This window comes from Microvirga yunnanensis, from assembly GCF_025460875.1.
Map to the genome: position 1 here is coordinate 73,400 of NZ_JAMXFI010000009.1, position 24,816 is coordinate 98,215.

The 24,816-nt window shown below is 67.7% G+C and carries 18 protein-coding genes and 1 pseudogene; 12 read left to right on the forward strand and 7 right to left on the reverse strand.

Annotated elements, in window-relative coordinates; all coding sequences use genetic code 11:
- Window positions 1-483, reverse strand: a complete 483-nt coding sequence (locus NF876_RS06905) for a GNAT family N-acetyltransferase (protein ID WP_262268078.1) — start codon at window positions 481-483, stop codon at window positions 1-3.
- Window positions 484-576: 93 nt separating this feature from the next.
- Here NF876_RS06905 and NF876_RS06910 point away from each other — a divergent pair, with 93 nt between their 5' ends.
- Window positions 577-3,114: a ligase-associated DNA damage response DEXH box helicase gene (locus tag NF876_RS06910; RefSeq protein ID WP_262268079.1), complete on the forward strand. Its 2,538-nt coding sequence runs from the start codon at window positions 577-579 to the stop codon at window positions 3,112-3,114.
- The gene (gene pdeM / locus NF876_RS06915; protein ID WP_262268080.1) at window positions 3,111-3,812 is read left to right on the forward strand and encodes a ligase-associated DNA damage response endonuclease PdeM; all 702 of its coding nucleotides are present in this window, start codon (window positions 3,111-3,113) and stop codon (window positions 3,810-3,812) included. The genes NF876_RS06910 and pdeM overlap by 4 nt, the downstream gene beginning before the upstream one ends.
- A 134-nt stretch (window positions 3,813-3,946) precedes the next feature.
- On the opposite strand, the gene NF876_RS06920 is transcribed toward pdeM, so the two are convergent.
- From NF876_RS06920 to NF876_RS06935, 4 genes are all read right to left on the reverse strand, one after another.
- Window positions 3,947-4,924, reverse strand: a complete 978-nt coding sequence (locus NF876_RS06920) for a nitrilase family protein (protein WP_262268081.1) — start codon at window positions 4,922-4,924, stop codon at window positions 3,947-3,949.
- Between the two features lie 77 nt (window positions 4,925-5,001).
- Complete coding sequence (locus tag NF876_RS06925) at window positions 5,002-5,763, reverse strand: TIGR02186 family protein (RefSeq protein WP_262268082.1); 762 nt, start codon at window positions 5,761-5,763, stop codon at window positions 5,002-5,004.
- Window positions 5,760-6,689 (reverse strand): sulfite exporter TauE/SafE family protein, encoded by a 930-nt coding sequence (locus NF876_RS06930; protein ID WP_262268083.1) that lies wholly within the window; start codon window positions 6,687-6,689, stop codon window positions 5,760-5,762. The genes NF876_RS06925 and NF876_RS06930 overlap by 4 nt, the downstream gene beginning before the upstream one ends.
- A 103-nt stretch (window positions 6,690-6,792) precedes the next feature.
- The gene (locus NF876_RS06935) at window positions 6,793-9,960 is read right to left on the reverse strand and encodes a hypothetical protein (protein ID WP_262268084.1); all 3,168 of its coding nucleotides are present in this window, start codon (window positions 9,958-9,960) and stop codon (window positions 6,793-6,795) included.
- A 362-nt stretch (window positions 9,961-10,322) separates the two neighbouring features.
- Between NF876_RS06935 and NF876_RS06940 the strand changes: the two are divergent.
- From NF876_RS06940 to NF876_RS06975, 8 genes and pseudogenes are all read left to right on the forward strand, one after another.
- Window positions 10,323-10,723, forward strand: a pseudogene (locus tag NF876_RS06940) (MerR family transcriptional regulator).
- 387 nt (window positions 10,724-11,110) lie between these two features.
- Window positions 11,111-12,904, forward strand: coding sequence for an acyl-CoA dehydrogenase C-terminal domain-containing protein (locus tag NF876_RS06945; RefSeq protein ID WP_262268086.1), 1,794 nt, complete (start codon window positions 11,111-11,113; stop codon window positions 12,902-12,904).
- Window positions 12,905-12,989: 85 nt separating this feature from the next.
- Window positions 12,990-14,198 (forward strand): acetyl-CoA C-acetyltransferase, encoded by a 1,209-nt coding sequence (locus NF876_RS06950; protein ID WP_262268087.1) that lies wholly within the window; start codon window positions 12,990-12,992, stop codon window positions 14,196-14,198.
- Between the two features lie 24 nt (window positions 14,199-14,222).
- Complete coding sequence (locus NF876_RS06955) at window positions 14,223-16,433, forward strand: FAD-dependent oxidoreductase (RefSeq protein ID WP_262268088.1); 2,211 nt, start codon at window positions 14,223-14,225, stop codon at window positions 16,431-16,433.
- A gap of 188 nt (window positions 16,434-16,621) precedes the next feature.
- Window positions 16,622-17,131, forward strand: a complete 510-nt coding sequence (locus tag NF876_RS06960; RefSeq protein ID WP_262268089.1) for a DinB family protein — start codon at window positions 16,622-16,624, stop codon at window positions 17,129-17,131.
- Window positions 17,128-17,676 (forward strand): acyl-CoA thioesterase, encoded by a 549-nt coding sequence (locus tag NF876_RS06965; protein WP_262268090.1) that lies wholly within the window; start codon window positions 17,128-17,130, stop codon window positions 17,674-17,676. The genes NF876_RS06960 and NF876_RS06965 overlap by 4 nt, the downstream gene beginning before the upstream one ends.
- A gap of 55 nt (window positions 17,677-17,731) precedes the next feature.
- Window positions 17,732-18,355 (forward strand): 2-hydroxychromene-2-carboxylate isomerase, encoded by a 624-nt coding sequence (locus tag NF876_RS06970; RefSeq protein WP_262268091.1) that lies wholly within the window; start codon window positions 17,732-17,734, stop codon window positions 18,353-18,355.
- A 9-nt stretch (window positions 18,356-18,364) separates the two neighbouring features.
- Window positions 18,365-19,069: an aspartate/glutamate racemase family protein gene (locus NF876_RS06975; RefSeq protein WP_262268092.1), complete on the forward strand. Its 705-nt coding sequence runs from the start codon at window positions 18,365-18,367 to the stop codon at window positions 19,067-19,069.
- Window positions 19,070-19,194: 125 nt separating this feature from the next.
- Here the strand turns inward: NF876_RS06975 and NF876_RS06980 are convergent, their stop codons facing one another.
- Window positions 19,195-22,704: a PAS domain-containing hybrid sensor histidine kinase/response regulator gene (locus NF876_RS06980; protein ID WP_262268093.1), complete on the reverse strand. Its 3,510-nt coding sequence runs from the start codon at window positions 22,702-22,704 to the stop codon at window positions 19,195-19,197.
- A gap of 71 nt (window positions 22,705-22,775) precedes the next feature.
- Window positions 22,776-23,690 carry a LysR family transcriptional regulator gene (locus NF876_RS06985; RefSeq protein WP_262268094.1) on the reverse strand — a complete coding sequence of 305 codons (915 nt, stop codon included), beginning with the start codon at window positions 23,688-23,690 and terminating at the stop codon, window positions 22,776-22,778.
- A 102-nt stretch (window positions 23,691-23,792) separates the two neighbouring features.
- Between NF876_RS06985 and NF876_RS06990 the strand changes: the two genes are divergently transcribed.
- Together NF876_RS06990 and NF876_RS06995 are read left to right on the forward strand one after the other, a co-directional pair.
- Window positions 23,793-24,227 (forward strand): DoxX family protein, encoded by a 435-nt coding sequence (locus tag NF876_RS06990; RefSeq protein ID WP_262268095.1) that lies wholly within the window; start codon window positions 23,793-23,795, stop codon window positions 24,225-24,227.
- Window positions 24,228-24,237: 10 nt separating this feature from the next.
- Window positions 24,238-24,765, forward strand: a complete 528-nt coding sequence (locus tag NF876_RS06995; RefSeq protein WP_262268096.1) for a VOC family protein — start codon at window positions 24,238-24,240, stop codon at window positions 24,763-24,765.
- Window positions 24,766-24,816: the final 51 nt, after the last annotated feature.

Genomic DNA, 24,816 nt, shown 5'->3' on the forward strand with positions numbered 1-24,816 from the left:
CTACACGGTCAGTTCCTTGACCATTTCCCAGCAGGGGACCGGGACGGGGCCGGCCCGGGTCTCGGCGTCCTCGGTGATGGTGGCCGTGCAGCACCAGCCGCAACGTTCGTAGAACGAGCGGGCGCCGTGATTGCCGACCAGGCAGCGCAGACGGGCCCTGTCGAAGCCGCTGGCCCAGATCGCGTGTTCGCTAGCCTGCAGGAGCGCGCGCCCGATCCCGAGGCGCCGGCCCTCGCGGGCCACGTAGAGCTGGCCGAGCAGGTTGTCCGCCCAGGCGGCGAAGCCGAGCAGCCGGCCTTGCCCGTAGACGGCCAGCGGCGGCACGGGGAGCCGCTTCACCCGCTCGATGAAGAAGGCCTCATCGCGATGCTCGGCCACGCTCGAGGGCTGCAGCGGCGCCTGCGTCTCCAGCCAGACCGCGTGATCGAGCCGGCCGATGGCCTCCAGCTCATCGTCTTCGGCTGCGCGAAGCTCCTCTCTCATCGTCCACCCCTCGTGCCGCCATCATGGTAATTTTGTTTCGTTCGTCAAGACGCGGTCTGGCGAATGGCACACCGTACCTTATCTTGAGGACAGATGTCCCACGCGCCGGCCTCCCTCCTCCCAAAGATCTTCCGCGACTGGTTCAGGCACCGAGGCTGGACGCCCCGGGAGCACCAGCTCGACCTGCTCGCCAAGGCCCGGGAGGGCCGCTCGGTGCTGCTCGTGGCGCCGACGGGGGCGGGCAAGACCCTCGCGGGCTTCCTGCCGAGCCTGGTGGAACTGGCCGGGCGGGAACCGAGTCGCGGCACGGCCAAGGACAGGCGCGGCCTCCACACCCTCTACATCTCCCCTCTCAAGGCGCTGGCCACCGACATCGCCCGCAATCTCGAGGCGCCCGTGCAGGAGATGGGGCTTCCCATCCGAATCGAGACGCGCACCGGCGACACGCCCTCCCACAAGCGCGCCCGGCAGATCGAGCGCCCGCCGGACATCCTGCTCACCACGCCGGAGCAACTGGCGCTGCTGCTCGCCCACGCGGAGGCGCGGGAGTTCTTCAAGGATCTGCGCCGGGTGGTGCTGGACGAGCTGCATTCCCTCGTCACCTCGAAGCGCGGCGACCTGCTGTCGCTGGGGCTCGCGCGGCTTGTCGCCATCGCCCCCCAGGCGACCGCCGTGGGGCTGTCCGCCACGGTGCGCGAGCCGGACGATCTCAGGCGCTATCTGGTGCCGCAGCGCTCGCCGTCCCGGTCCGAGGGAGGGGCGGAGCGCGGTGAGCTTGCCGACCTCGTCGTCGTGCAGGGCGGCGCGCAGCCGGACATCCGCATGCTCGAGATCGACGAGCGCCTGCCGCTCGCCGGCCACACCGCCTCGCTCTCCATGCCGGCGATCTACGATCTCATCCGGGCGCACAAGACCACCCTCGTCTTCGTCAACACGCGGCTGCAGGCGGAATACACGTTCCAGGAGCTCTGGAAGCTTAATGACGACAACCTCGCCATCGCGCTCCATCACGGCTCCCTCGACGTGTCGCAGCGCCGCCGCGTGGAAGAGGCGATGGCGGCAGGAAAATTGAAGGCCGTGGTGTGCACCGCGACTCTCGATCTCGGGATCGACTGGGGCGACGTGGATCTCGTGGTGAACGTGGGCGCGCCCAAGGGGGCGTCGCGGATCATGCAGCGCATCGGCCGCTCGAACCATCGCATGGACGAGCCGTCGGAGGCCTATCTCGTGCCGGCGAACCGCTTCGAGATCCTGGAGTGCCGCGCGGCGTTGGACGCGGTGCACGAGGCCGCGCAGGACACGCCGGATGCGCGCATCGGCGCCCTCGACGTGCTCTGCCAGCACATCCTCGGCATGGCCTGCGCCGAGCCGTTCAAGCTCGACGGCCTGTACGAGGAGGTGCGCTCCGCCGCGCCCTATGCCGGCCTGACCTGGGAGGATTTCGAGGCCTGCGTGGCCTTCGTGGCGACAGGCGGCTACGCGCTGCGCGCGTACGAGCGCTTCGCCAAGATCGTGAAGGGCAAAGACGACCTGTGGCGCGTGCGCGACGCGAAGGTCGCGCAGCAATACCGGCTGAACGTGGGCACCATCGTCGAATCCAGCATGATCAAGGTGCGGCTCGGCAAATCGGCGCGCTCGCGCCCCGGCACCGTGCTGCCGCGGGGGCGCATCCTCGGCGAGATCGAGGAATATTTCGCCGAGACGCTGACGCCGGGCGACACCTTTCTCTTCGCCGGCGAGGTGCTGCGCTTCGAGGGCATCTCCGAGGACGAGGTGCTGGTGACCCGCGCGGGCGCCGGCACCGACCCGATGATCCCGTCCTACGAGGGTGGCAAGTTCCCGCTCTCGACCTTCCTGGCCGCGCGGGTGCGGCAGATCCTCGCCGATCCCTTCGAGTGGGACCGGCTGCCGGCGCAGATGACCGAATGGCTCCTGCAGCAGCGCCGGCGCTCGCTCCTGCCCGGGCCCCGCGACCTCCTGGTGGAGACCTTTCCCCGCGGCAACCGCTTCTACATGACCTGCTTTCCCTTCGAGGGACGGCTGGCGCACCAGACGCTCGGCATGCTGCTCACCCGTCGCCTCGAGCGGGTGAAGCTCAAGCCCCTCGGGTTCGTGGCCAACGATTACGGCATCGCGGTCTATGCCTCGGGCGACATCGCCGGCCGCGCCGCGCGCGATCCCGCCTTCATGGACGACCTGTTCTCCGAGGACATGCTCGGCGACGATCTCGAGGACTGGCTCGCCGAATCCTCGCTCATGAAGCGCACCTTCCGCCAATGCGCGGTGATCGCCGGCCTCATCGAGCGCCGCTTCCCGGGCGAGAAGAAGACCGGCCGCCAGGTCACGATCTCCACCGACCTCGTCTACGACGTGCTGCGCAAGCACGAGCCCGACCATGTGCTCCTGCGCGCCGCGCGGGCGGATGCGGCAACGGGACTCCTCGACGTGAGGCGCCTGGGCATGATGCTAGAGCGCATCCGGGGGCGAATCATCCACAAGCCGCTCGACCGGGTTTCTCCTTTGAGCGTGTCCGTCATGCTGGAGATCGGCCGCGAGCGCGTCTATAGCGACAACGCGGACGAGATTCTGGCCGAGGCGGAAGCGGCGCTTCTCGACGAGGCTTTGGCGTGACGGCATTGCGGAAGAACAAACAGACAACACACGAGATCGAGCTGGCCGGGCAGCTGGCGCTCCTCGACCTGACGGGCGCCCTGTATCTGCCCGCCCACGACGCCCTGCTCGTGGCCGATCTCCATTTCGAGAAGGGCTCGTCCTTCGCCCGGCGCGGCATGATGCTGCCGCCCTACGACACCCGCGAGACCCTGATGGCGCTCTCCGATGCGGTGGTCCGCTTCGGTCCGAAGACCGTCGTGGCGCTCGGTGACAGCTTCCACGACATCGGCGGGCCGGACCGTCTCGGCGACGACGAGCGCACCACTCTCGCCGAGGTCCAGACGGGCCGCGACTGGATCTGGGTCACGGGCAATCACGATCGCATTCTGCCCGACAGCATCGGCGGGCAGGTGGTGGACGAGATGGCGCTCGGCTCGCTGACGCTTCGCCATGAGCCGGCTCACGGAGAGCAGGCGGAGATCGCCGGTCATCTGCACCCGGTCGGCAAGGTGGTCATGCGCGGACGCGCCACCCGGCGCCGCTGCTTCCTCACAGACGGCCGGCGCTGCGTCATGCCGGCGCTCGGCGCCTATGCGGGCGGGCTGAATGCCTGCGACGCCGCCTTCAAGCCGCTCTTCCCGGACGGCTTCACGGCGCATCTCATCGGCACCGAGCGCATCTTCGCCATCGCCCGGGCGATGCTCTGCCGGGATTGAGGAGAGCCCTTGTCCTCGACGTCATGGCCGGGCTTGTCCCGGCCATCCCGATCGGAAAGGCACGGCGTTCCCGGCAATCGAGATCACCGTCCGGTGCCGTCCCTCCGTCGAGGCCCTGTCGGGCCCGACACGATCTACCCCGCCGTCTTGCCGACCGGCGCCTCCGAGAACCGCGCCTGCCGGGGCGCGAGCTCATGGCCCTGCGGCTGGGTGAGGATCCCGTAGAGCTCCGGCCGGCGGCCGCGGATCCAGCGTCGGCCGGTGGCGAGCGGCAGGAGGTCGAGGTCGAGATCGGCCACCACCAGGGCGTCCTGGGCCTTCCAGGTCTCGGCCACGATGCGGCCGTAGCAGTCGATGATCATGGCGTTGCCCGTGCGCACCTCGCCGTCGTCTTCGCCGACGCCGTTGGCGAAGAGCAGGAAATAGCCGTTGTCGTGGGCGCGGGCCGGCAGCCAGCGCAGCAGCCATTCGCGTCCCTTCGGCCCCCGGAACTCGGCCTCGATGGCCTCCGGATCGCCATGGCGGTTCTCCCAGAGGGCGGGGTCGATGAGCCCCATGGCCTGGGGGCTGCGGGACAGGCACCCGCCGGTCTGGTGCGGCGCCATGACCACATCGGCGCCGAGCAAGGCGGTGGCGCGGGCGTTCTCCACGAGGTTGTTGTCCCAGCAGATGAGAACCCCGATCTTCACCCCCCATGGCGTGTTGAAGACCGTGTAGCTGTCGCCGCTTGCGATGTGGTCGCTCTCGAAGGCGTGGAGCTTGCGGTGGCGGTGAACCTGGCCGTCCGGCAGGCAGACCACGTAGGTGTTGAACAGGCGCCCGTCGTCGGCGCGCTCGATCAGGCCGACCCCGATGGCCATGTGGTGGCGGGCCGCGAGGGCGAGGACGGCCTGCGTGGAGGGGCCAGCCGGCACCGGTTCGGCCAGCGCGTCCAGCCGCTCGCGTCCGAGGTTGCGCACGTGCCAGTAGCCCGTGAGGCACATCTCCGGAAAAGCCAGGATCTTGACGCCCTGATCCGCAGCCTCGCGGGAGAAGCGCTCCACCACCGCCATGTTGGCGGTCTTGTCGTCGGCCTTGTGATGGAACTGAACCGTTCCGCACCGGAGCATCATGATGCCATTCTCCCTGCATGCGCCATCGGCAGGATCGCGTGGCGACCCTGAGGCGTAAAGACCTGCGCGCGTCCCGGTCAGTCCCGCCGGAAGATCGTGCTGGCGAGCCAGCCGAACAGGAGCGCGATGGCGGCGGTCGAGAGGCCGTAGGCCAGGGACCAGTCGCGGGCGATGACACCGACCTGTTCCTCGAACCCGGTCTTGACCAGCTCGAAATGAGTCTGGGTGCGGGCGAGGATCACCGTGTCGGCGAAGAGGGTCACGTCGACGTCGTAGTTGCCCGGCGGGGCCGTCGCCGGCAGCGCGACGCTTGCGCGGAAGATCTCGGGCGTCAGGAAGGTCACGCCGCGTTCGTCCTCGAGATAGAGGCCCTCCTGGGCCTTGAGCCGGTAAAGGGCGTCCCGGAACGGCTGGTCCGCGCCGTCGCGCTTGAGGGTGAGATCGCCGGAATTGATGATGGCGCTCAGGCCGACCTTCTGGCGCTGGCGCAGCTGATCGCTCGTGATCTCCTCGATCGGCCGCGAGCTGAGGACGTTCAGGTAGGCGGGCGCGGTCGGAAATTTCTGCTGGTCCTGGTTGATCCAGACCGGGCCGAGCCGCTCCTTCTCGCGCACCGTGAGGAACTGGCGCGGGCCGCGGACGGTGACGACGATGTCGTAGCTCGTGGCCCGGGCAACCGTCTGGGCGTCGCGCTCGATGGCGCCGAACACGGCGATCTGCGTGCCCGTGTAGTTGGAATTGATCAGCACCCGGTGGTTCGACAGGGACGTGATGAGGGTTTCCGCCCGCGCGCCGACCATCGTGCCGACCAGGATCAGGAGGGCGCCCACGATCCTCACGTGCGCGTCTCCTGTGTGGAGATGGAGAAGGGCTCGTCCGGCTTGAGCACGAGTTCGAGGCCGAAGCGCAGGCCCACCGCCAGGAGCAGGATGGCGAGCAGGAAGCGGAACAGCTCCGCTCTCAGGTGCCGCCCCATGCGGGCGCCGAACTGGGCCCCGAACACGCCTCCGACGATGAGCAGGATCGCCAGGACCATGTCCACCGCCTGGTTCGTCACGGCGTGGAGGATGAGGGCCACGAGGGTGGTGCAGACGATCTGGAACTGGGAGGTTCCCACGACCACGTTGGTCGGCACCCGGAAGACGTAGAGAAGGGCCGGCACCACGATGAAGCCGCCGCCGATGCCCAGCAGCGCGCCGGCGAAGCCGATGAACAGGGACAGCCCGACGATCGGGATGATGCTCACGTAGAGCTTGGACCGGTAGAACCGCATGCGCAGGGGCCAGCCGAGATAGGGCGCATGCTCGCCCGCCCGCCGCCGCAGGCGCACCGCGCCGCCCTTCCGCTGGCTCCAGAATTCCCGGATGCTCTCCTTCAGCATCAGGCTGCCCACGATGGTGAAGAGCGTCACGTAGGAAATGACGATCACGAGATCGAGCTGGCCGGCCCGTCGCGCCGCCGCGAAGAACCACACGCCCAGCGCCGAGCCGACAAGTCCTCCGGCGACCAGGATGGCGCCGAGCTTGTGGTCGAGGGCGTTGCGGCGCAGCGCGCCGAGCACGCTGGTGGTGGAGGAGGCGACGATCTGCGCCGACTGGGTCGCCACGGCGACGGCCGGAGGAATCCCCAGGAAGATGAGGAGCGGCGTCATGAGAAACCCGCCGCCGATCCCGAAAAGCCCCGATATGAAGCCCACCGCCGCACCCATCCCGAGGATGAGAAGAACGCTCACAGGCATCTCGGCGATCGGCAAATAGATTTGCAACCCGGTTCCCCCATTGGCCGGTGCAGCCACGTCGTTGTTACAGCATCAGGCAGGCGGTGTAACGGTCATGTTCTGAACGCAAGATGACAGAGCCTGCGTGCCCTCAACTCCGTTCGGCCCGGGTTCGATCCAGAGCGGCCGTCCGGCCCTGGACGGCGACGGGCGGCCGGTTGGCCACGGGATCGACCGCCCGGGGGCGCCAGGCTTCGACAGCGGCCTTGGCGGCCTTCAGCTCGGCCGCGCTCAGGCGCCCGGCGATCTCGTCCCGCTTCTGGCCCGCCTCCGCGTCGCCCTGATCGGCCGCGAGGGCGAACCACCGGAACGCCTTCGACGGATCCGCCTTGGCGCCGATGCCGAGGGCGAGCAGGACGCCGAGATTGTACTGGCTGTCCCGCAGGCCGGACTCGGCCGCCTCGCCGTACCAGCGCAGCGCGGCGGCGTAATCCGGCTTGCCGTACCGGCCCGAGGCGAGAAGGGTGGCGAGGTTGTGCATGGCGCGGACGTTGCCGCCGAGGGCCGCTCGCTCGTACCAGAACGCGGCCTGCTTGAGGTCGAGGGGGAGCCCGTCGCCCTTCTCGTGCATCATGGCGAGCCGCTCCTGTGCGGGAGGAAGGCCGGCCTGAGAGGCCCGCTCGAAGAGCCGGGCGGCGGCGGTCACGTCCTTTGCCATCCCGCGTCCTTCAGCGGCCCGGGAGGCGATCTCATAGAGCGCGGCCGCGTCGCCCGAGCGGGCAGCCTGCTGCAGGCTCGCCGGGGCATCCGCCGGGATGCCCTTGATGGTCGCGGGATCGACGAGAAACTGCCCGGACACGAGCGGATCGGCGGAGACGGACCCGGTGGCGAGGCTGGACGACTGGAAGACGCTCAGATCACCGGCTTGAGAAGCGTCGGCGGTGACGACCGGCTTCGCATTCTCGGCAGGCGCCGCTTCCTGCCGCACGCTCACCGGCGCCGGATCGGGCGGGACCTGCCCGACGGACAGGATTGAATAGGTTCCGGTCGCCAGGATCAGGAACGCCAACCCGAACAGAAGAGGGCGCCGGCGGCTGTCGAGGCTGCGGCGCAGGCGCTCGAACAGGGATGAGACGCCGGCTGCGGATTCGCCGGTCTCCGGTTGATCGGCCTCGACCGCGGACCCGGCCTCCTGCTTGAGGGGTGACGGGGAGGGAGTGGGGACAGGCTCCGGAATTGCGCTCTGCGCGGCCCGTCGGGCGGCCGCGATGAAGCTGGCCCGCAGATGGCCGAGATCGGATTCGGGGGCCGGTTCGGGCGCAACCGTCGGGGCGGGCGGGGAGGCGGCGTCCAGAGGAGGCGGGGCGGCCTCGTCCACCTGCGACAGGGTGGCGGCATGGAGCCTGCGGACGGCCGCTTCGAGACGATCCGCGGGCAGCCGCGGCCCCGCGGGAGCGGCCGGCATGGAGGGGTCCTGGCGGGCCGCCACGGGAGCATCCCCGTTCGGCAGCCGGGATGTGAGGGATTCCAGCGCGTCGCGAACGGCCCGGAGCGTCTCCTGCGTCTTCTTGTCGGACCGGCTGTGAAGGGCCTTCAGCTCGACGACCCCATGCTTCAGGGCATCGAGATCGCCGGAATCCGGCAAGGCGGGGCGGATGTCGTTCAGCACGGTCCTGGCCGCACGCTCGGCGAGGCCGACGGCCTCGTCCTGAAGCCTCTTGAGGTGCCCGCTCGCCTCGGTCAGGGCTGTCTGCAGGGCTGCCCCCGGCATCTGATCGAACCGCTCGGCCAGAGCCGCCACCTGGCGCTCGAGAGCATCGAGGCTTGCGGGCTGAGACGGCGCCCGTTCGAGCTTCTGGTCGATGGATCGCAGCATCTGCGCCATGCCGGAGGTGTCGGCCTGCCGGACGAGTTCGCGCAGCTCCTGCTCGATTCGGTCGAACCGCTCGATCAGGGGCTCGCGGGGCTGAGCCTCCCTTTCGGCCACGGCCTCGATCCGCGATGACAAATGCTCGATCCTGTCGATCAGCGTCTCGCCGCCCGCGGCGCGGCTTTCCGACAGGCCGGCCATGCGCTCGGTCAGCAGGGCGAGCTGCTCGCTGATCGGGGTCAGGTCCGCCGGTGCCGGTTGAGGGCGGCGGGCGAGAAGGTCCACGCTGCGGCTCAAGGTCTCGAGCTGCTCGGGAACCCGGCTCGTCTCCTGCGCCGTGGCGGTGACGTAGAGGGCCGAGCAGACGTCGTCGAGGGACGACTTCAGGGCGGTGAAATCGCTCTTGCTCACCTGATGGAGGCGCAGCTCCGACAACTGGCGGGCGAGGGCCTCGATCTCGCCGGAGAGCCGGGCGATCTGCTGCGGCTCGGCCCGGTGCGCCAGATCCTGGCGCATGTCGACGATCTGGCCGCTGAGGAAATCCACGACCGAGCGGTCCACCCCGGACGCGGCCACCGCGTCGATCTTGGCTTTGATCTGGTCGATTTCCTGGCCGATGCGCCCGTGCAGCTCTTCGCTCACCTCTCCCGCGAGGGACCGGATCTGCTCGTAGAGCACGGTGATCGAGCCGGCGAGGGTGCGCATGTCTCGGGCCGTCGGCCCCTGGCCGAGATCCTTGGCGATCGACCCGAGGGCGGCGTCGAGCGCGGCGATCTCCTCACGGGTCGCCAGACTTTCGATGCCGGAGCGCAGGCCGTCGATCTCCGCGCGGATCCCGTCGACGGCAGGGGTCAAGGCCGGATTGGGCTGTTCGAGATGGGCGGCGAGACGGGACATGTCGGCCCGCAGGCCGACCAGGGTTTCGGACACGGGGGCGAGCGCCTTGAGCGCCTCCTCGACCGGAAATTCGATGCGTGGCGGGGCAGCCCGCTCCGCCGTGACCTGCCGCTCCACCGTCTCGAGACGCTCCTTGAGGGACGACAGGGCCTCCGAGAGCACGGCGGCGATCCGCTCCTGCTGATCCGCGGAGCTGCGGGTGGCGTCGGTCAGGCGGATCTCCGCCTGTTCGATCCAGCTTGCCATGGATTCGAGCGCCACCGCGGTCCGGGAGGCCTGATCCTGAGCGGGGCGCCCGTTCTGCGCCGCCACGGCGGCCATCAGGGTGTCGTAGTCGCGCTTGGGCCGCGAACGGGCGGACATCCGGGCAATGAGACCGTCGAGATCGCTGCCCGCCCGCCCCGGTGTTGATCCGGGCCTGTCCCGAGCCTCTTCGAGGACGGCTGCGATCCACTCCTCGAGGCTCATGCCGGCCTGTCGAGCCGCGGCGGAGATCAGCGCGCGGGCATCGAGATCCAGGTCGTCAGATCTTGAGAAGACGGGTCGTCTCATGGTTGGGCTCGCCGGGGTACGCGTGAACTCGAGAAGGCCCGCACGGCCCCGTGCCGGTGCGCGCCTGACGGACCCGGAGCCTGAGAGAGGCGAATCACCTCGCGTCACGACCCCTTGCCCAGCGCTGCAACTTCCGTCCGGCATAGTAAAAAACCCGTTAAGCAGAGGGGATTTAGCGACGATCCGGGCATGGGGTCTCATATCTTCCGTAACGGTAATCTTCCGAAGCGCTCTGCCTTTACCCCAGCGGCAGATCCGAAACGTAACAATATTGCAATTGGCTAAAGATATATTATATCATTTCATTACTGAAGGGGAAGTTCTCAGACTTGCCTCGTCATGAAGAAATCACGGAGGGTTCCATGGACCACATTATAGGCAGCACTCCTGCCGGCGAGAGTGCAAGACTTTATACGATCGGCGATCTGGCCCGCGAGTTCGGGGTCACTCTCCGCACCCTGCGGTTCTACGAGGACCGTGGCCTTCTCTCGCCCCGACGGGACGGGACGGCACGAATCTACGATGCCCGCGACCGCGAGCGTCTCTCCGTCATCCTCAAGGGCAAGCAGCTCGGCTTCACGCTGACCGAGATCCGCGCCATGGTGGCCGAAGAGCGGTCCGGCAATGGAGCGGCGATGAATCTCAAGCTGTCTCTCGACCAGATCGAAGATCAGATCCGCCTCTCGAGCAGCAGAAGGGCGAGATCGAAGAGGCCCTGGCCGAGCTCCAGGCCCGCCGCGCGGGCCTCGCCGTGGCGGCCTGAGCCGCAGCGCCGGAACGCAATCGTCCGAGACAGCCCATCCGTCCGCAGACCGCTGGTCTGCGGACGGATGGGCGTTTTCGCTTGGGAGGGCGGAAAGGCCGGGCCACCTCCCGCTGAAGCGCTCGCCCCGCCGCGCTGATGCGCCTCTGGCCCCGGATGCTGCCGCGCGATCGCCGGCCGCTCCAAAATCCGATCCTCCCGGAAGACGGGGAGGTCGCCTCGTGATGGGGTCGAGGCGGGCGGGCCCCGGTCGTTGCCGCTTCCGCCAAAGATTTCCCACCCTACCTCTTTCCAAAACGGCGAAATGGTTTATATGTAAACTATCTACTTGACCGGCATCTTCCTCATGGGAACGTTCATGCCGGAATGCGATCTGGGAGAGTTCGAATGCCGGTCTACAAGGCCCCCGTCGAAGACGTCATGTTCCTCCTGAACGACGTGTTCCCGATTGAGCGTCACAACAACCTGCCCGGTTTCGCCGATGCGACCTCCGAGACGGTGGAGGCGATCCTCGCCGAGGGCGCCAAGCTTTGCGAGGAGGTGTTCGCGCCCCTGAACCTCTCCGGCGACCAGGAGGGCTGCACCCGCCATCCGGACGGCTCGGTCACGACCCCGAAGGGCTTCAGGCAAGCCTACGACGCTTATGCCGCCGGCGGCTGGATGGGACTGGCCGCGCCCGAGGAATACGGCGGCCAGGGGCTGCCCTCCGTCCTCAACACGGTGATGCAGGAATTCGTGTCCTCGGCCAACCTGGCGCTCGGCATGTATCCGGGCCTGACCCAGGGGGCCATCGCGGCCCTCATGGTGCACGGGACCGACGAGCAGAAGAAGACCTATCTGCCGAAGATGGTCGAGGGCGCCTGGACCGGCACCATGAACCTGACCGAGCCTCATTGCGGCACGGATCTGGGCCTGCTCAAGACCAAGGCCGTGCCGAACGGTGACGGCTCCTATGCCATCACCGGCACCAAGATCTTCATCTCGGCCGGCGAGCACGACATGGCGGAGAACATCGTCCACCTGGTGCTGGCCCGCATCGAGGGAGCGCCCGCCGGAACCAAGGGCATCTCGCTCTTCGTGGTGCCGAAGATCCTCGTCAACGCCGACGGCTCCCTCGGGGAGCGCAACGGCGTCTCCTGCGGGTCGCTCGAGCACAAGATGGGCATTCACGGCAACGCCACCTGCGTGATGAACTACGACGGCGCCACGGGTTGGCTGATCGGCGAGGCGAATCGCGGCCTCAACGCCATGTTCGTGATGATGAACGAGGCGCGGCTCGCGGTCGGCGTCCAGGGATTGTCCCAGTCGGAAGTCGCCTATCAGAACGCCGTGGCCTACGCGAAGGACCGCCTCCAGGGCCGTGCGCTCACCGGGGCCAAGTTCCCCGACAGGCCGGCCGATCCGATCATCGTGCATCCGGACGTGCGCCGCACGCTGCTCTCCATCAAGGCGTTCAACGAGGCGGCGCGGGCGCTCATCGTCTGGACCGGGCTGAACAGCGACATCGCGCATCGCTCGTCCGACGAGGCGCAGCGCCAGACCGCCGAGGACTACATGGGTCTGATGACTCCCGTGGTGAAAGGCGTGCTCACCGATCTCGGCTTCGACAACGCCGTGAAGGCGCAGCAGATGTTCGGCGGCCACGGCTACATCGAGGAATGGGGCATGTCGCAGTTCGTGCGCGACGCCCGCATCGCCATGATCTACGAGGGCGCCAACGGCATCCAGGCCATGGATCTCGTCGGCCGCAAGCTCGGCAAGGACGGCGGGCGGGCCATCATGGCGTTCTTCAACGAGGTCGGCGCCTTCTGCCAGGAGAATGCCGGCGACGATGGCCTGAAGGCCTATGTGGCGCCCCTGCAGCAGGGCCTCGGCCATCTGCAGCAGGCCACCATGTGGTTCATGCAGAACGCCATGACGAAGCCCGACAATGCCGGCGCGGGCGCCACCGACTACATGCATCTCTTCGGCCTCGTGGCCCTGGGATACATGTGGGCCCGGATGGCGAAGGTGGCCCAGGCGAAGAAGGCCGAGGGCAACGGCGTCGCCGACAAGATGGATGCCAAGCTCCTGACCGGCCGCTTCTTCATGGAGCGGATGATGCCCGAGACCGGCATGCGTCTCGCCCGCATCTCCACCGGGGCGGACACGACCATGGCGCTGCCGGCGGACGCGTTCTGACCGCCCAGCAAGTAAAGCGTTCCTTATCCGACAACGATCCCGGCGCGCCTTGCGTCCGGGACGACCACACGACCGGGAGACCCTCATGGCTGATGCCTTTATCTATGACGCCGTTCGCACCCCGCGCGGCCGCGGCAAACAGGATGGTTCGCTGCACGAGGTTCCGGCGGTCGATCTCGCCGTGACGGCGCTCGACGCCATCCGCAGGCGCAACGATCTCGATCCGATGCTCGTGGAGGACGTGGTGCTCGGCTGCGTCGATCCCATCGGCGAGGCCGGCGGCGACATCGCACGCGCCGCGGCCCTGAAGGCGGGCTTCGGCAAGGAGGTTCCCGGCGTGCAGATCAACCGCTTCTGCGCCTCGGGGCTGGATGCCGTGAACCTCGCGGCCGCGCAGGTGATGTCGGGCATGAAGGATATCGCCATCGGGGGCGGCGTCGAATCCATGAGCCGCATCGGCATGGGGGCGTCGGGCGGCGCATGGCCGGTCGATCCGGGCATCGCCATTCCCACTTATTTCCTGCCCCAGGGCATCTCGGCGGATCTCATCGCCACGAAGTACGGCTTCTCGCGCGACGACGTGGACGCCTACGCGGTCGAGTCCCAGAAGCGCGCCGCCAGGGCCTGGGACGAGGGCCGCTTCGCCAGGTCCGTCGTGCCCGTGAAGGACGTCAACGGCGTCACGATCCTGGCGAAGGACGAGCACATGCGGCCGCAGACCGACATGCAGTCGCTGGGCCAGCTGAAGGCCGCTTTCGTGCAGATGGGCGAGATGGGCGGCTTCGACGCGGTCGCGACCGCGGCGCACCCGGACGTGGAGTTCATCGATCACGTGCATCACGCGGGCAATTCCTCGGGGATCGTGGACGGTGCCGCCGCGGTGCTCGTCGGCAGCCGGGAAGGCGGCGCGAAGGCGGGCCTGAAGCCCCGCGCGCGCCTCAAGGGCTTCGCGTCCATCGGGTCCGATCTCGCACTCATGCTCACCGGCCCCATCGACGTGTCGGAACTCGCCCTGCGCAAGGCCGGCATGACGAAGGACGACATCGACCTCTTCGAGATCAACGAGGCCTTCTCGTCCGTGGTGCTGCGCTACATGCAGGCGATGGATCTCGACCCGGCGAAGGTGAACGTGAACGGCGGCGCCATCGCCATGGGCCACCCGCTCGGCGCCACCGGGGCGATGATCCTGGGCACCGTGCTCGACGAGCTGGAGCGCACGGACAAGCAGACGGCCCTGATCACCCTGTGCGTCGCGGCCGGCATGGGCACGGCTGCGATCATCGAGCGGGTTTGAGACGGCGGGAACGGGAGAACCATCATGACGAACTTCACCAATTTCCGCTTCGAGACGGATTCCGACGGGATTGCGGTCGCCACCTGGGACATGCCCGGTCGCTCCATGAACGTGATCACCCCCGAGGTGATGGGCGAACTGGAGCAGATCATCGAGACGGTCGCCGGCGACGAGGCGATCAAGGGTTGTGTGATCACCTCCGGCAAGGAGGCTTTCTCCGGCGGGGCCGATCTCACCATGCTTCAGGGCCTCGGCGCAGAATACGCGCGGCTCGCCAAGGAGAAGGGCGAAGAGGCCGCGATGCAGTTCTTCTTTGAGGAATCGCGCCGGCTCTCGCTGCTCTATCGCCGCCTCGAGACCTGCGGCAAGCCGTTTGCCGCGGCCATCCACGGCGTCTGCCTCGGCGGCGCCTTCGAGCTCGCGCTTGCGTGCCATTTCCGCGTGCTCTCGGACGTGGACTCCACCCGCGTCGGCCTGCCCGAGGTGAAGGTCGGGCTCTTCCCGGGCGCCGGCGGCACCCAACGCGTGGCGCGCCTGATGCAGACGGGCGATGCCCTGCAGATGCTGTTCAAGGGCGAGCAGATCCGTCCGCTCATGGCCCGCAACATGGGCCTCGTCCATGCGGTCGCGCCGCGCGAGGCCATCGTCGAGACGGCCAGGGACTGGATCAGGCAAGGCGGTTCGGCCGTCGCGCCCTGGGACCAGAAGGGCTACAAGCTGCCGTCGAACAAGGTCTATTCCGCGGCCGGCATGCAGATCTGGCCTCCGGCCAACGCCATCTACCGGCGCGAGACCCAGGACAATTACCCGGCGATCCGCGCGATCCTGGAATCCGTCTATCAGGGGCTGCAGCTCCCGATGGATCTCGCCCTGAAGGTGGAGTCGCGCTGGTTCGCCAAGATCCTGCGGTCGAAGGAGGCGGCGGCGATGATCCGTACGCTCTTCATCTCCATGCAGGATCTCAACAAGGGCGCGCGCCGTCCGAAGGACGTGCCGCCGACGAGCCTGAAGAAGGTCGGCGTCGTCGGCGCGGGCTTCATGGGCGCGAGCGTCGCCTACGTCACGGCCAATGCCGGTCTCGACGTGGTGCTCATCGACCGCGATAGGGAATCGGCCGAGAAGGGCAAGGCCCATTCGCACAAGCTCATGACCGACCAGATCATGAAGGGCCGCGCCAAGACGGCGGACCGCGATGCGCTGCTCGCCCGCATCACGCCGTCGGCCGATTACGCCGATCTCAAGGATTGCGATCTCGTCATCGAGGCCGTGTTCGAGGATCCCAAGGTCAAGGCCGAGGTGATCCAGAAGGTCGAGGCCGCGATCCGGCCGGACTGCGTCTTCGCGTCCAACACCTCGACCCTGCCGATCACCGGCTTGGCCCAGCAGGCGAAGACGCCCGACCAGTTCATCGGCATCCACTTCTTCTCGCCGGTCGAGAAGATGATGCTGGTCGAGATCATCATGGGCAAGGAGACGGGCGACAGGGCGCTCGCGACGGCGCTCGATTACGTGCGCCTGATCAAGAAGACGCCGATCGTCGTCAACGACTCGCGCGGCTTCTTCGCCAATCGCTGCGTGCTCGCCTACATCCTCGAGGGACACCTCATGTTCACCGAGGGGCTGCCGGCCGCGATGATCGAGCAGGCGGGCAGGCAGGCCGGCATGCCGGTCGGGCCGCTCTCCCTCAACGACGAGGTCGGGGTCGATCTCGGCCTCAAGATCCTGCGCGCCACCAAGGTGCAGCTGGGTGAAGCCGCCATCGTGCCGGAGCAGGAGGAGTTGCTCACCACGCTCGTCGAGAAGGGGGGACGTCTCGGCCGCAAGAACCGGAAAGGCTTCTACGATTATCCCGAGGGCGGGCAGAAGCGCCTGTGGCCGGGCCTGAAAGATCTGCAGACCAGGCACGTCGAGCCCGAGTTCGTCGACATGCAGGAGTTGAAGCAGCGCCTGCTCGTGACCCAGGCCCTGGAAGCGGCCCGCACCTTCGAGGAAGGGGTGGTCACCGATCCGCGCGAGGCGGATGTGGGGTCGATCCTCGGCTTCGGCTTCGCCCCCTATACGGGCGGTGCGCTGTCCTACATCGACTTCATGGGCGCGAAGGCCTTCGTGGCCCTGTGCCAGAGCCTGCAGTCCAGGCACGGCGACCGCTTCGCGCCGCCGAGGATTCTCCTCGACATGGCCGCCTCGGGCGACACGTTCTACGGCCGCGCCGCGGGAACGAGGAAGGCGGCTTGATCGTCCTCCGCGTCTCGTCATCGCCGGCCCTGTGCCGGTGATCCCGATCCGGGAAGCGCCGCGCCTTACCGCATCGGGATGGCCGGGCCAAGCCCGGCCATGGCGGGGAGGGGGCTCGGCAAAACCTTGACCGATACCCTCCTGCGTCCCATGACTCGGAGGGTGTGAAGACACGGAAGGGGCTCCCCATGAAGCCGCACTTTGCCATGATGGCGGGCTACAATGCGTGGTGCAACGCGCGCATCTACGATGTTGCTGCGCGCCTGTCCGATGCGGATTACCGCGCGGACCGCGGGGCGTTCTTCAAGTCGGTGCACGGCACGCTCAATCATCTCCTCGCCACCGACCGCATCTGGATGAGGCGGTTCACCGGGCAGGGGGATGCGCCGAACCGGCTCGACGCGATCCTGTTCGAGGGTTTCTCCGAACTTCGCGAGGCGCGCGACCGGGAGGACGCGCGGATCGTCGGCTACATCGACGGCCTGTCCGACGCCGACCTCGCGGGGCGCATCCGCTATCGGACGATCACGAACCCCGCCGAGGTCGAGCAGCCCCTGGCGCCGGCGTTGGCCCACTTCTTCAATCACCAGACCCATCATCGTGGTCAGGTCCACGGCCTGCTCACCGGCTTCGGCCTCGAGGCTCCCTCCCTCGACCTGATCCTGTTTCAGCGCCAGACGGGCATGGGCCTGGCATGAATCTCTGGCTGCGGGTCCTTCACCTCATCGTCGCGTCGCTCTTCCGAAAGAGGCTCGACCCGGTGCGGGACGTGTCGCGCCTGGGGTTCCGGGTATGGCCGCATGATCTGGATACGTCTCTGCACATGAACAACGGGCGATACTGGACCCTCATGGATCTCGGGCGCACCGACATCATGATCCGCTCCGGCCTGTGGCGCCCCATCCTCAGGCACGGCTGGGTGCCCGTCGTGGGAGCGGGACAGATCCGCTTCCGGCGGGAACTCAGGCCCTTTCGCTCCTTCATGCTGGAGACCCGCATCCTCACCTGGTCGGCCAGCCATGTGGTGATGGAGCACCGGCTGATCTCGAAGGCCCGGGACGGCAGCCCCGTCCTCAACGCCATCGCGCTCGTGCGGGCGGGGCTTTATGACCGCAGGGAGCGGCGCTTCGTGCCCATGGAGCGCCTGCTCGGCGAGATCGGCGTCGATGCGGAGGCGCCCGCGGCCGCCCCGGAGGTGGAGGCTTTCCTCATGGCCGAAGAGACGTTGAAGAGCGCCGCCTGATGGTCCAAGGTGTGGCCGACGCCGTTCCGGCCTGCGAGAACCCCGAATCGGACCCATGCCCCGCACCATCGACTATTACTTCTCCCTCGTGAGCCCCTGGGCCTATATCGGCCATGCGCCTTTCATGGAGATCGCGCAGAAGCATGGGGTCGAGGTCAATTACAAGCCCGTCTTCCTCGGCCGCGTCTTCTCGGAGACCGGCGGCCTGCCCCTGGCCCAGCGCCACCCGGCGCGCCAGCGCTACCGGATCCTCGAATTGCAGCGCTGGCGTGAGAAGCGCGGCCTGTCGTTCAACATCAACCCGAAGCACTGGCCCTTCGACGTGAACCTCGCCGACCGTTTCGTCATCGCGATCACGGCCTCCGGCAATAGTCCCGACAGCTTCCTGCGGCGGGCTTTCGCGGCGGTGTGGGAGGAGGAGCGGGACCTGTCCGATCCGCTCGTTCTCTCCGAACTCGCCGAGCAGGCCGGGCTCGACTCGTCTTCCCTCATGGACGTGGTGACCGGCAGCACCACCGAGGCGATCTATGCCCTCAACCTGGAAAATGCGGTGGCGGGGGACGTCTTCGGCTCGCCGGCCTACGTGCTCGACGGGGAGGTGTTCTGGGGCCAGGACCGGCTCGACCTTCTGGACGATGCGCTGACGAGCGGGCGCGAGCCCTACCGGGCGAACCCGTAAGGACCTGCCATGCGACCAAGGACGATCGGGCTCATCGGCGGCATGAGCTGGGAAAGCTCGGCCGAGTATTACCGTATCATCAACCAGGAGACGAACCGGCGGCTCGGCGGGGTGCACTCGGCGCAGTGCCTGATGTATTCCTTCGATTTCGAGGACATCAAGCGGCTCCAGCATGACGGCGAATGGGACCGGCTCGCCGGGGCGATGACGGAAGCCGCCCTGCGCCTGGAGCGCGGCGGAGCCGACTTCATCGTCATCTGCACCAACACGATGCACCGCCTCGCCGATGCGGTCTCGTCGGCCGTGAGCCTTCCGCTTCTTCACATCGCCGATCCGACGGCCGCAAAGATCAAGGCGGCCGGGTTGGAACGCATCGGCCTGCTCGGCACGGCCTTCACCATGGAGCAGGATTTCTACAAGGGCCGCCTGCAGCAGCATCATGGATTGGATGTGATGGTCCCGAACGAGGATGACCGGCGGATCGTGCACGAGATCATCTACAAGGAGCTCGTGCTCGGGACCATCAGGCCGGAATCGCGTCAGGCCTACCGCGAGATCATCGGGCGCCTGATCGAACGCAGCGCACAGGGGATCATCCTCGGATGCACCGAGATCATGCTGCTGGTCTCCGACGAGGACAGCGCCGTGCCCCTGTTCGACACGACGACACTCCACGCGCTTGCGGCGGTGGATCGCGCGTTGCAGGCGGGGTGACACTCTTCTCGCGACCTCTCCCCCGTCATGGCCGGGCCTGTCCCGGCGATCCGATTGTCTGAAGCCCAGCGCTTCTCGGTATCGGGATCAACGGCACAGGGCCGCTGATGACGGCGCGCCGGTTCCTACTCGGCCGCCACTTTCGTCGCCCGCCACTGGGTCAGCAGCGCCCGCAGGGCCGCCGGCTTCAGGGGCTTGTTGAGCACGTGGATGTTCATGGCCGCTGCGGCGTCGCGAACGGCCGGCGTGCGGTCGGCGGTCACGAGCACGGCCGGCGTGTCGACCTGAGTCTTCCATCGCAGGGCCTTGATCAGCTCGAGCCCGTCCGTGTCGTCGAGGTGGTAATCGGCGATGATCACCTCGGGCAGAGCCTTGTGCGTTCTGAGGGCCTGATGGGCGGTGTCGAGATCGGATGCCGTCCAGGTATCGCAGCCCCAGCCCGAAAGGAGAAGGCGCATGCCTTCGAGGATCGCCGGCTCGTTGTCGATCACCAGCACCCGCAGACCCGACAGCACGGTGGCGGCCGGCTTCGGCGGCTCGGGCGCTGCGGCCGTCGCCGGCAGAGCCGCCACGACCGGCACCTCGACCCGGAACACGGAGCCGCGGCCGACTTCCGAATTCAGCGTGACCGGATGCTTCAGCACGCGCCCGATCCGCTCGACGATGGACAGGCCGAGGCCCAGGCCCCGCGCGGCCTTCATGCCCTGATCGAGGCGCTGGAACTCGCGGAAGACGATGCGCTGCTTCGAGGGCGGAATGCCCAAGCCCGTATCCCAGACCTCCAGCACGAGATGGCCGCCGCGCCGGCGTCCGCCGACGATCACGCGGCCCGACGGCGTGTACTTGATGGCGTTGGAGATCAGGTTCTGCAGCAGGCGCCGCATCAGGCGCCGGTCGGAGCGCACCGTCAGGGACGAGGGCACGAAGGTGAGCTTCAGGCCCTTGTTGCGGGCCACGGGCTCGAACTCGCGCTGCAATTGGCGGAACAGCTCGTCGATGCGGAAGCTCGACCATTGCGGCTTCATGGCGCCGGTGTCGAGGCGCGAGATGTCGAGGATGGCGGTCAGGATCTCCTCGACCGCGTCGAGGGAGGCGTCGATGTTTTCGGCCAGCGTCGCGTCGCCCGCCTCGCGATCGCGCTCCACGAGGGAGACGGCGTAGAGGCGCGCCGCATTGAGGGGCTGCAGGATGTCGTGCGAGGCGGCGGCGAGAAAGCGCGTCTTCGAGATGTTCGCCTCGTCGGCCTCGGCCTTGGCGCCGCGCAGGGCCTCGTTGAGGCGCGTCAGTTCCTCGGTTCGCTCGCGCACGCGCTGTTCCAGGGTCTCGTTCGCCCGGCGGCTCGCCTCTTCGGCGAGAACCGTTTCGGTCACGTCCGTGTAGGTGGTCACGTGGCCGCCGTCGGGAAGCAGGTTCGACCGGATCTCGATCACCTTGCCGGAGGGAAAAAGCTTGAGCCGAACGGGCTCCACATCGTGCCGGAAGGAGTGCAGGCGGGCCTCGACGAGTTCGTCGATTCGGCCCGGTCCGTAGGAGCCGCGCGAGGCATTGTAGTGCACGATGCGCTCCATGCTGATTCCCACATGCACGAAGTTGGGCGGCATGTCGTAGAGATCGATGAAGGCCTGGTTCCACGCGAGCAGGCGCAGTTCGCTGTCGAGGACGGTGATGCCCTGCTTGGCGTAGTTGAGCGCATGCTGGAGCAGGTCGCGGCTGTGCTGGATGGCCGCGGAGGCATCGTCGAGCAGCTTGAGGGCGGCCTCCGTGGAAACGGTCCGGCGGCGCAGGAGCAGCGACAGCGCGAGGCGCGAGGACGCCGTGCCGATGGCCGATGCCAGGAGATGTTCCGCATAGCGCAGGAGATGAACATCGGCTTCGGCCCGCGGGTCGAGGTTCTGTCCGCGGCTATGGGTGAATCCTTCGAAGGAGCGGTTCGTCCGCTCCTCGCCGAGATAGCGGGCCACGGTGGCGCGCAGTTCGCCGATCGTGACGCTGGCGCGGAACAGGCGGAAGCTCGGCGCCGCCGAGGCGGCAGCCTCGCCCATGAACAGATCCGCCTGGATCTGCTCCATGGCGGTCACCGGCCGCCACAGGGAGAAGCCGACATAGCACAGGATGTTGAGCGTCAGGCTCCAGACCACGCCATGGGTCAGCTGAGGCAGGTCGACGCCGAACAGGGCGGTGGGCTTGAGGGCCGTAATCCCGAAGGGACCGGTGACGACCACGTCGGACCAGAACACCCCGTCCCAGACGAGGCTCGGCAGGAGAAGCGTGTAGGCCCAGGTGAGGAAGCCGACCACGAGCCCGATGCTGGCCCCGAACGCCGTGCCGCGCGACCAGATGAGCCCGCCGAGAAAGGCAGGCGCGACCTGCGCGATGGCCGCGAAGGAGAGAAGCCCGATGGCGGCAAGCGCCGCGTCACCGGAGGCGCGGTAATAGGCATAGCCCAGGAGAATGACGATAACGATCGAAATGCGCCGCACGCCGATGACGAAGTTGCCGGGATCGATGCCCGCAAAGGCGCGCCGCCGCAGGACGATGGGCATCACGAGGTGGTTCGAGATCATCACCGCGACCGCGACGGAATCGACGATCACCATGGCTGTGGCGGCCGAGAAGCCGCCCAGGAAGGCGATGACCGCGACGGCGCCCGCCCCGTCGGCGAGGGGCAATGCCAGCAGGGTCATGTCCCGATCGACCGCACCCTCCGGAAACGCCGCGAGCCCGGCGAGCGCGATCGGGATCACGAAGAGGTTGATGAGGACCAGATAGAGCGGGAACAGCCACGCGGTCCGCTTCAGATCCGCGATGTCGTGGTTCTCGACCACCGTCACGTGGAACTGGCGCGGCAGGAGGAGCGCCGCGCAGGTGGAGAGCAGGATGAGGGTGATGTAGCTGCCGAAGCCGGAGGTCCGGCTCATCAGATCCGCCGTGGTCCCCTGCGCATGGAGGCGCTGCACGATGGCGTCGTAGCCGTCGAACATCACGAAGGTGATGTATCCGCCGACGACCAGGAAGGCGATGAGCTTGACCAGGGATTCCAGGGAGATCGCCAGAAGGAGCCCGTTCTGGTGCTCCGTCGCGTCCGTGTGCCGGGTGCCGAACGCGACGGCGAAGCCCGCGAGCACGAGCGCCACCACGAAGGCGAGATCGCCGATGAAGGGAAGCTGCGACGGGAACGTCTCGTTGGCCGCTTCCAGAAAAACGTCGAGGGATGACGAGACCGCCTTCAGCTGCAATGCGATATAGGGCACGGAGCCGACGAGCGCGATCAGGCTGACGAGGGCGGCCACCGGTTCGCTCTTGCCGTAGCGGGCCGCGACGAAGTCGGCGATGGAGGAGATGTTCTGCGTCTTCGCCACCCTGACGATCCGGGCCACGAGGGGATAGCCCAGTCCGATGACGAGGATCGGCCCGATATAGATGGCCAGGAAGTCGAAGCCGGAATGGCTGGCGAGCCCGACCGATCCGAAGAAGGTCCAGGACGTGCAATAGACGGCAAGGGCGAGGGACGCGATGGTCGAGCGGGCCGGGCCCTGAATGAATCGCCGCCCGCCATAATCGCCCCAATGGGCCACCGTGAACAGGAAGCAGAGATAGACCAGCGCCGACAGCACGACGGCCCAGGTGGCAACCATAGGCTCAACCCTCAAAAGCACACATTCGACAGGTTTAGCCGTTCAGGCGCGTGAAAGCCATGGCGGGACCGTCACAGGTCCCGGTCCCATTCCGGCTCGGGCCCGAAACGCTCGGCCAGGAACGCCACGAAGGCGCGGACCTTGGCCGGAGCCTGCCGGCCGGAGGGCAGGACGGCATGGATGGCGGGTTCGTAGGTCGGGTAGTCGCGCAGGACCGGGACGAGATCGCCTGCCCGCAGGCTGTCGCCCACGATGAAGGTGGGTTGATAGATCAGCCCCTGTCCGGCGACGGCGGCGGCCAGAAGCGCATCGCCGTTATTGGCCCGCAGGTTGCCCTGAATGGGCATGACGACGGCACCGTCGATGCCGAAGGTCCACCGGCTCGCCCCGATGGCGCTCGGCAGGGTGTAGCCGAGGCAATTGTGCCGGGCGAGATCCTCCAGGGTCCGCGGGGTTCCATGCGCCGCCAGGTAGGCCGGGGAGGCGCAGACGACGGTCCGGCAGGCGGCGAGCCGACGGACGACGAGGCTCGAATCCTTCAGCCGGCCGATCCGGACCGCCAAGTCCCATCCTTCCTCCACGAGATCGACATAGCGGTCGGCCAGTCCCAGGTCGAACGAGACGGCAGGGTAGAGCCGGCTGAACTCGGCAAGAGCCGGGACGACTTGGCGGAAACCGAAGGTGAGGGGGACGTTGAGCCGCAGCATCCCCCTGGGCTCGACGCGATCGAGGCTGGCCGAGGCGTCCGCCTCCTCGATCTCGGCCAGAATGCGCTCGCAGGCGGCGAGATAGCTCCGTCCCGCTTCGGTCAGTGCCAGCTTGCGCGTGGACCGGTGCAGGAGCTTCACGCCGAGGCGGTCCTCCAGGGCGGCCACATGCTTCGTCACCATGGTCTGGGACAGGTGGAGCGCCCGCGCCGCCGCCGAGAAGCTGCCGAGCGTCGCGACGCGAACGAAGACCTGCATGCCGGTGACACGGTCGAGCATGGCTTGATCTCACTCTACGGGTGTGAGGTGAAATTCCAGTTCGCGGATTATCATATCGCTGGTTTGAGATCATAGGAAATAACCCGTTTCAGGAGATCTCCGATGATCGATACCCGTACCGCTCCCTACGCCGCCCTGATCCTGCGGATCACGCTCGGCGTCCTGTTCCTGGCCCATGCCGGCCTCAAGGTTTTCGTGTTCACGCCCGCCGGCGCAGCCCAGTTCTTCGGCAGCCTCGGACTTCCTCCGGCCCTGGCCTACCTGACCATCGCGGCCGAGACGGCCGGCGGCATCGCTCTCATCCTCGGGTTCTTTACCCGCTGGGTCGCTCTGGCTCTGATCCCGGTCCTTCTCGGCGCGATTGCGTTCGTGCACGGCCCGGCCGGGTTCTTCTTCAACAACCCGAAGGGCGGCTGGGAGTACCTGGCGTTCTGGATCGTCGCTCTCGTGGCCCAGGCCCTCCTGGGAGACGGCGCGCTTGCCGTCAGGGCCGGTTCGGCGAAGACTGCGCCCGTATTGTCCACCCGTTCGGCCTGAGGTTCGCGCCATGATCAAGCCCATTCCCCACGATGCCGCCGGGAGGCCGGTGGCCCGCCCCATCGATCCGGGCGTCCGGATCGGCCATGTCCACCTGAAGGTGGCCGATCTCGACCGGGCGCTCGCCTTCTATTGCGGCGTGCTCGGCTTCGAACTGATCCAGCGCTACGGCACCCAGGCGGCTTTCGTGTCGGCCGGGGGCTATCATCACCACATCGGTCTCAATACCTGGGAGAGCAAGGGCGGGTCCCCGCCGCCTCCCGGCACCACCGGTCTCTACCATGTGGCGATCCTCTACCCGACGCGGGCCGCTCTCGCCGACGCGCTCTACCGGCTCGCCGAGGCCGGCATTGCCCTCCAGGGTGCGAGCGATCACGGGGTGAGCGAAGCGCTCTACCTGAGCGATCCCGACGGCAACGGCATCGAGCTCTATGTCGACCGGCCGCCGGAGCAATGGCCGAGAACCGCCGAGGGCGAGCTCGCCATGGTCACCCAGCGCCTCGACCTGCAGGATCTCCTGGCCGCCCGGGAAGCTTGACGAAATTCCCAGATCGGGCAGCTTTAGCCAGGGGGCAAGCAGAGAGGTCCG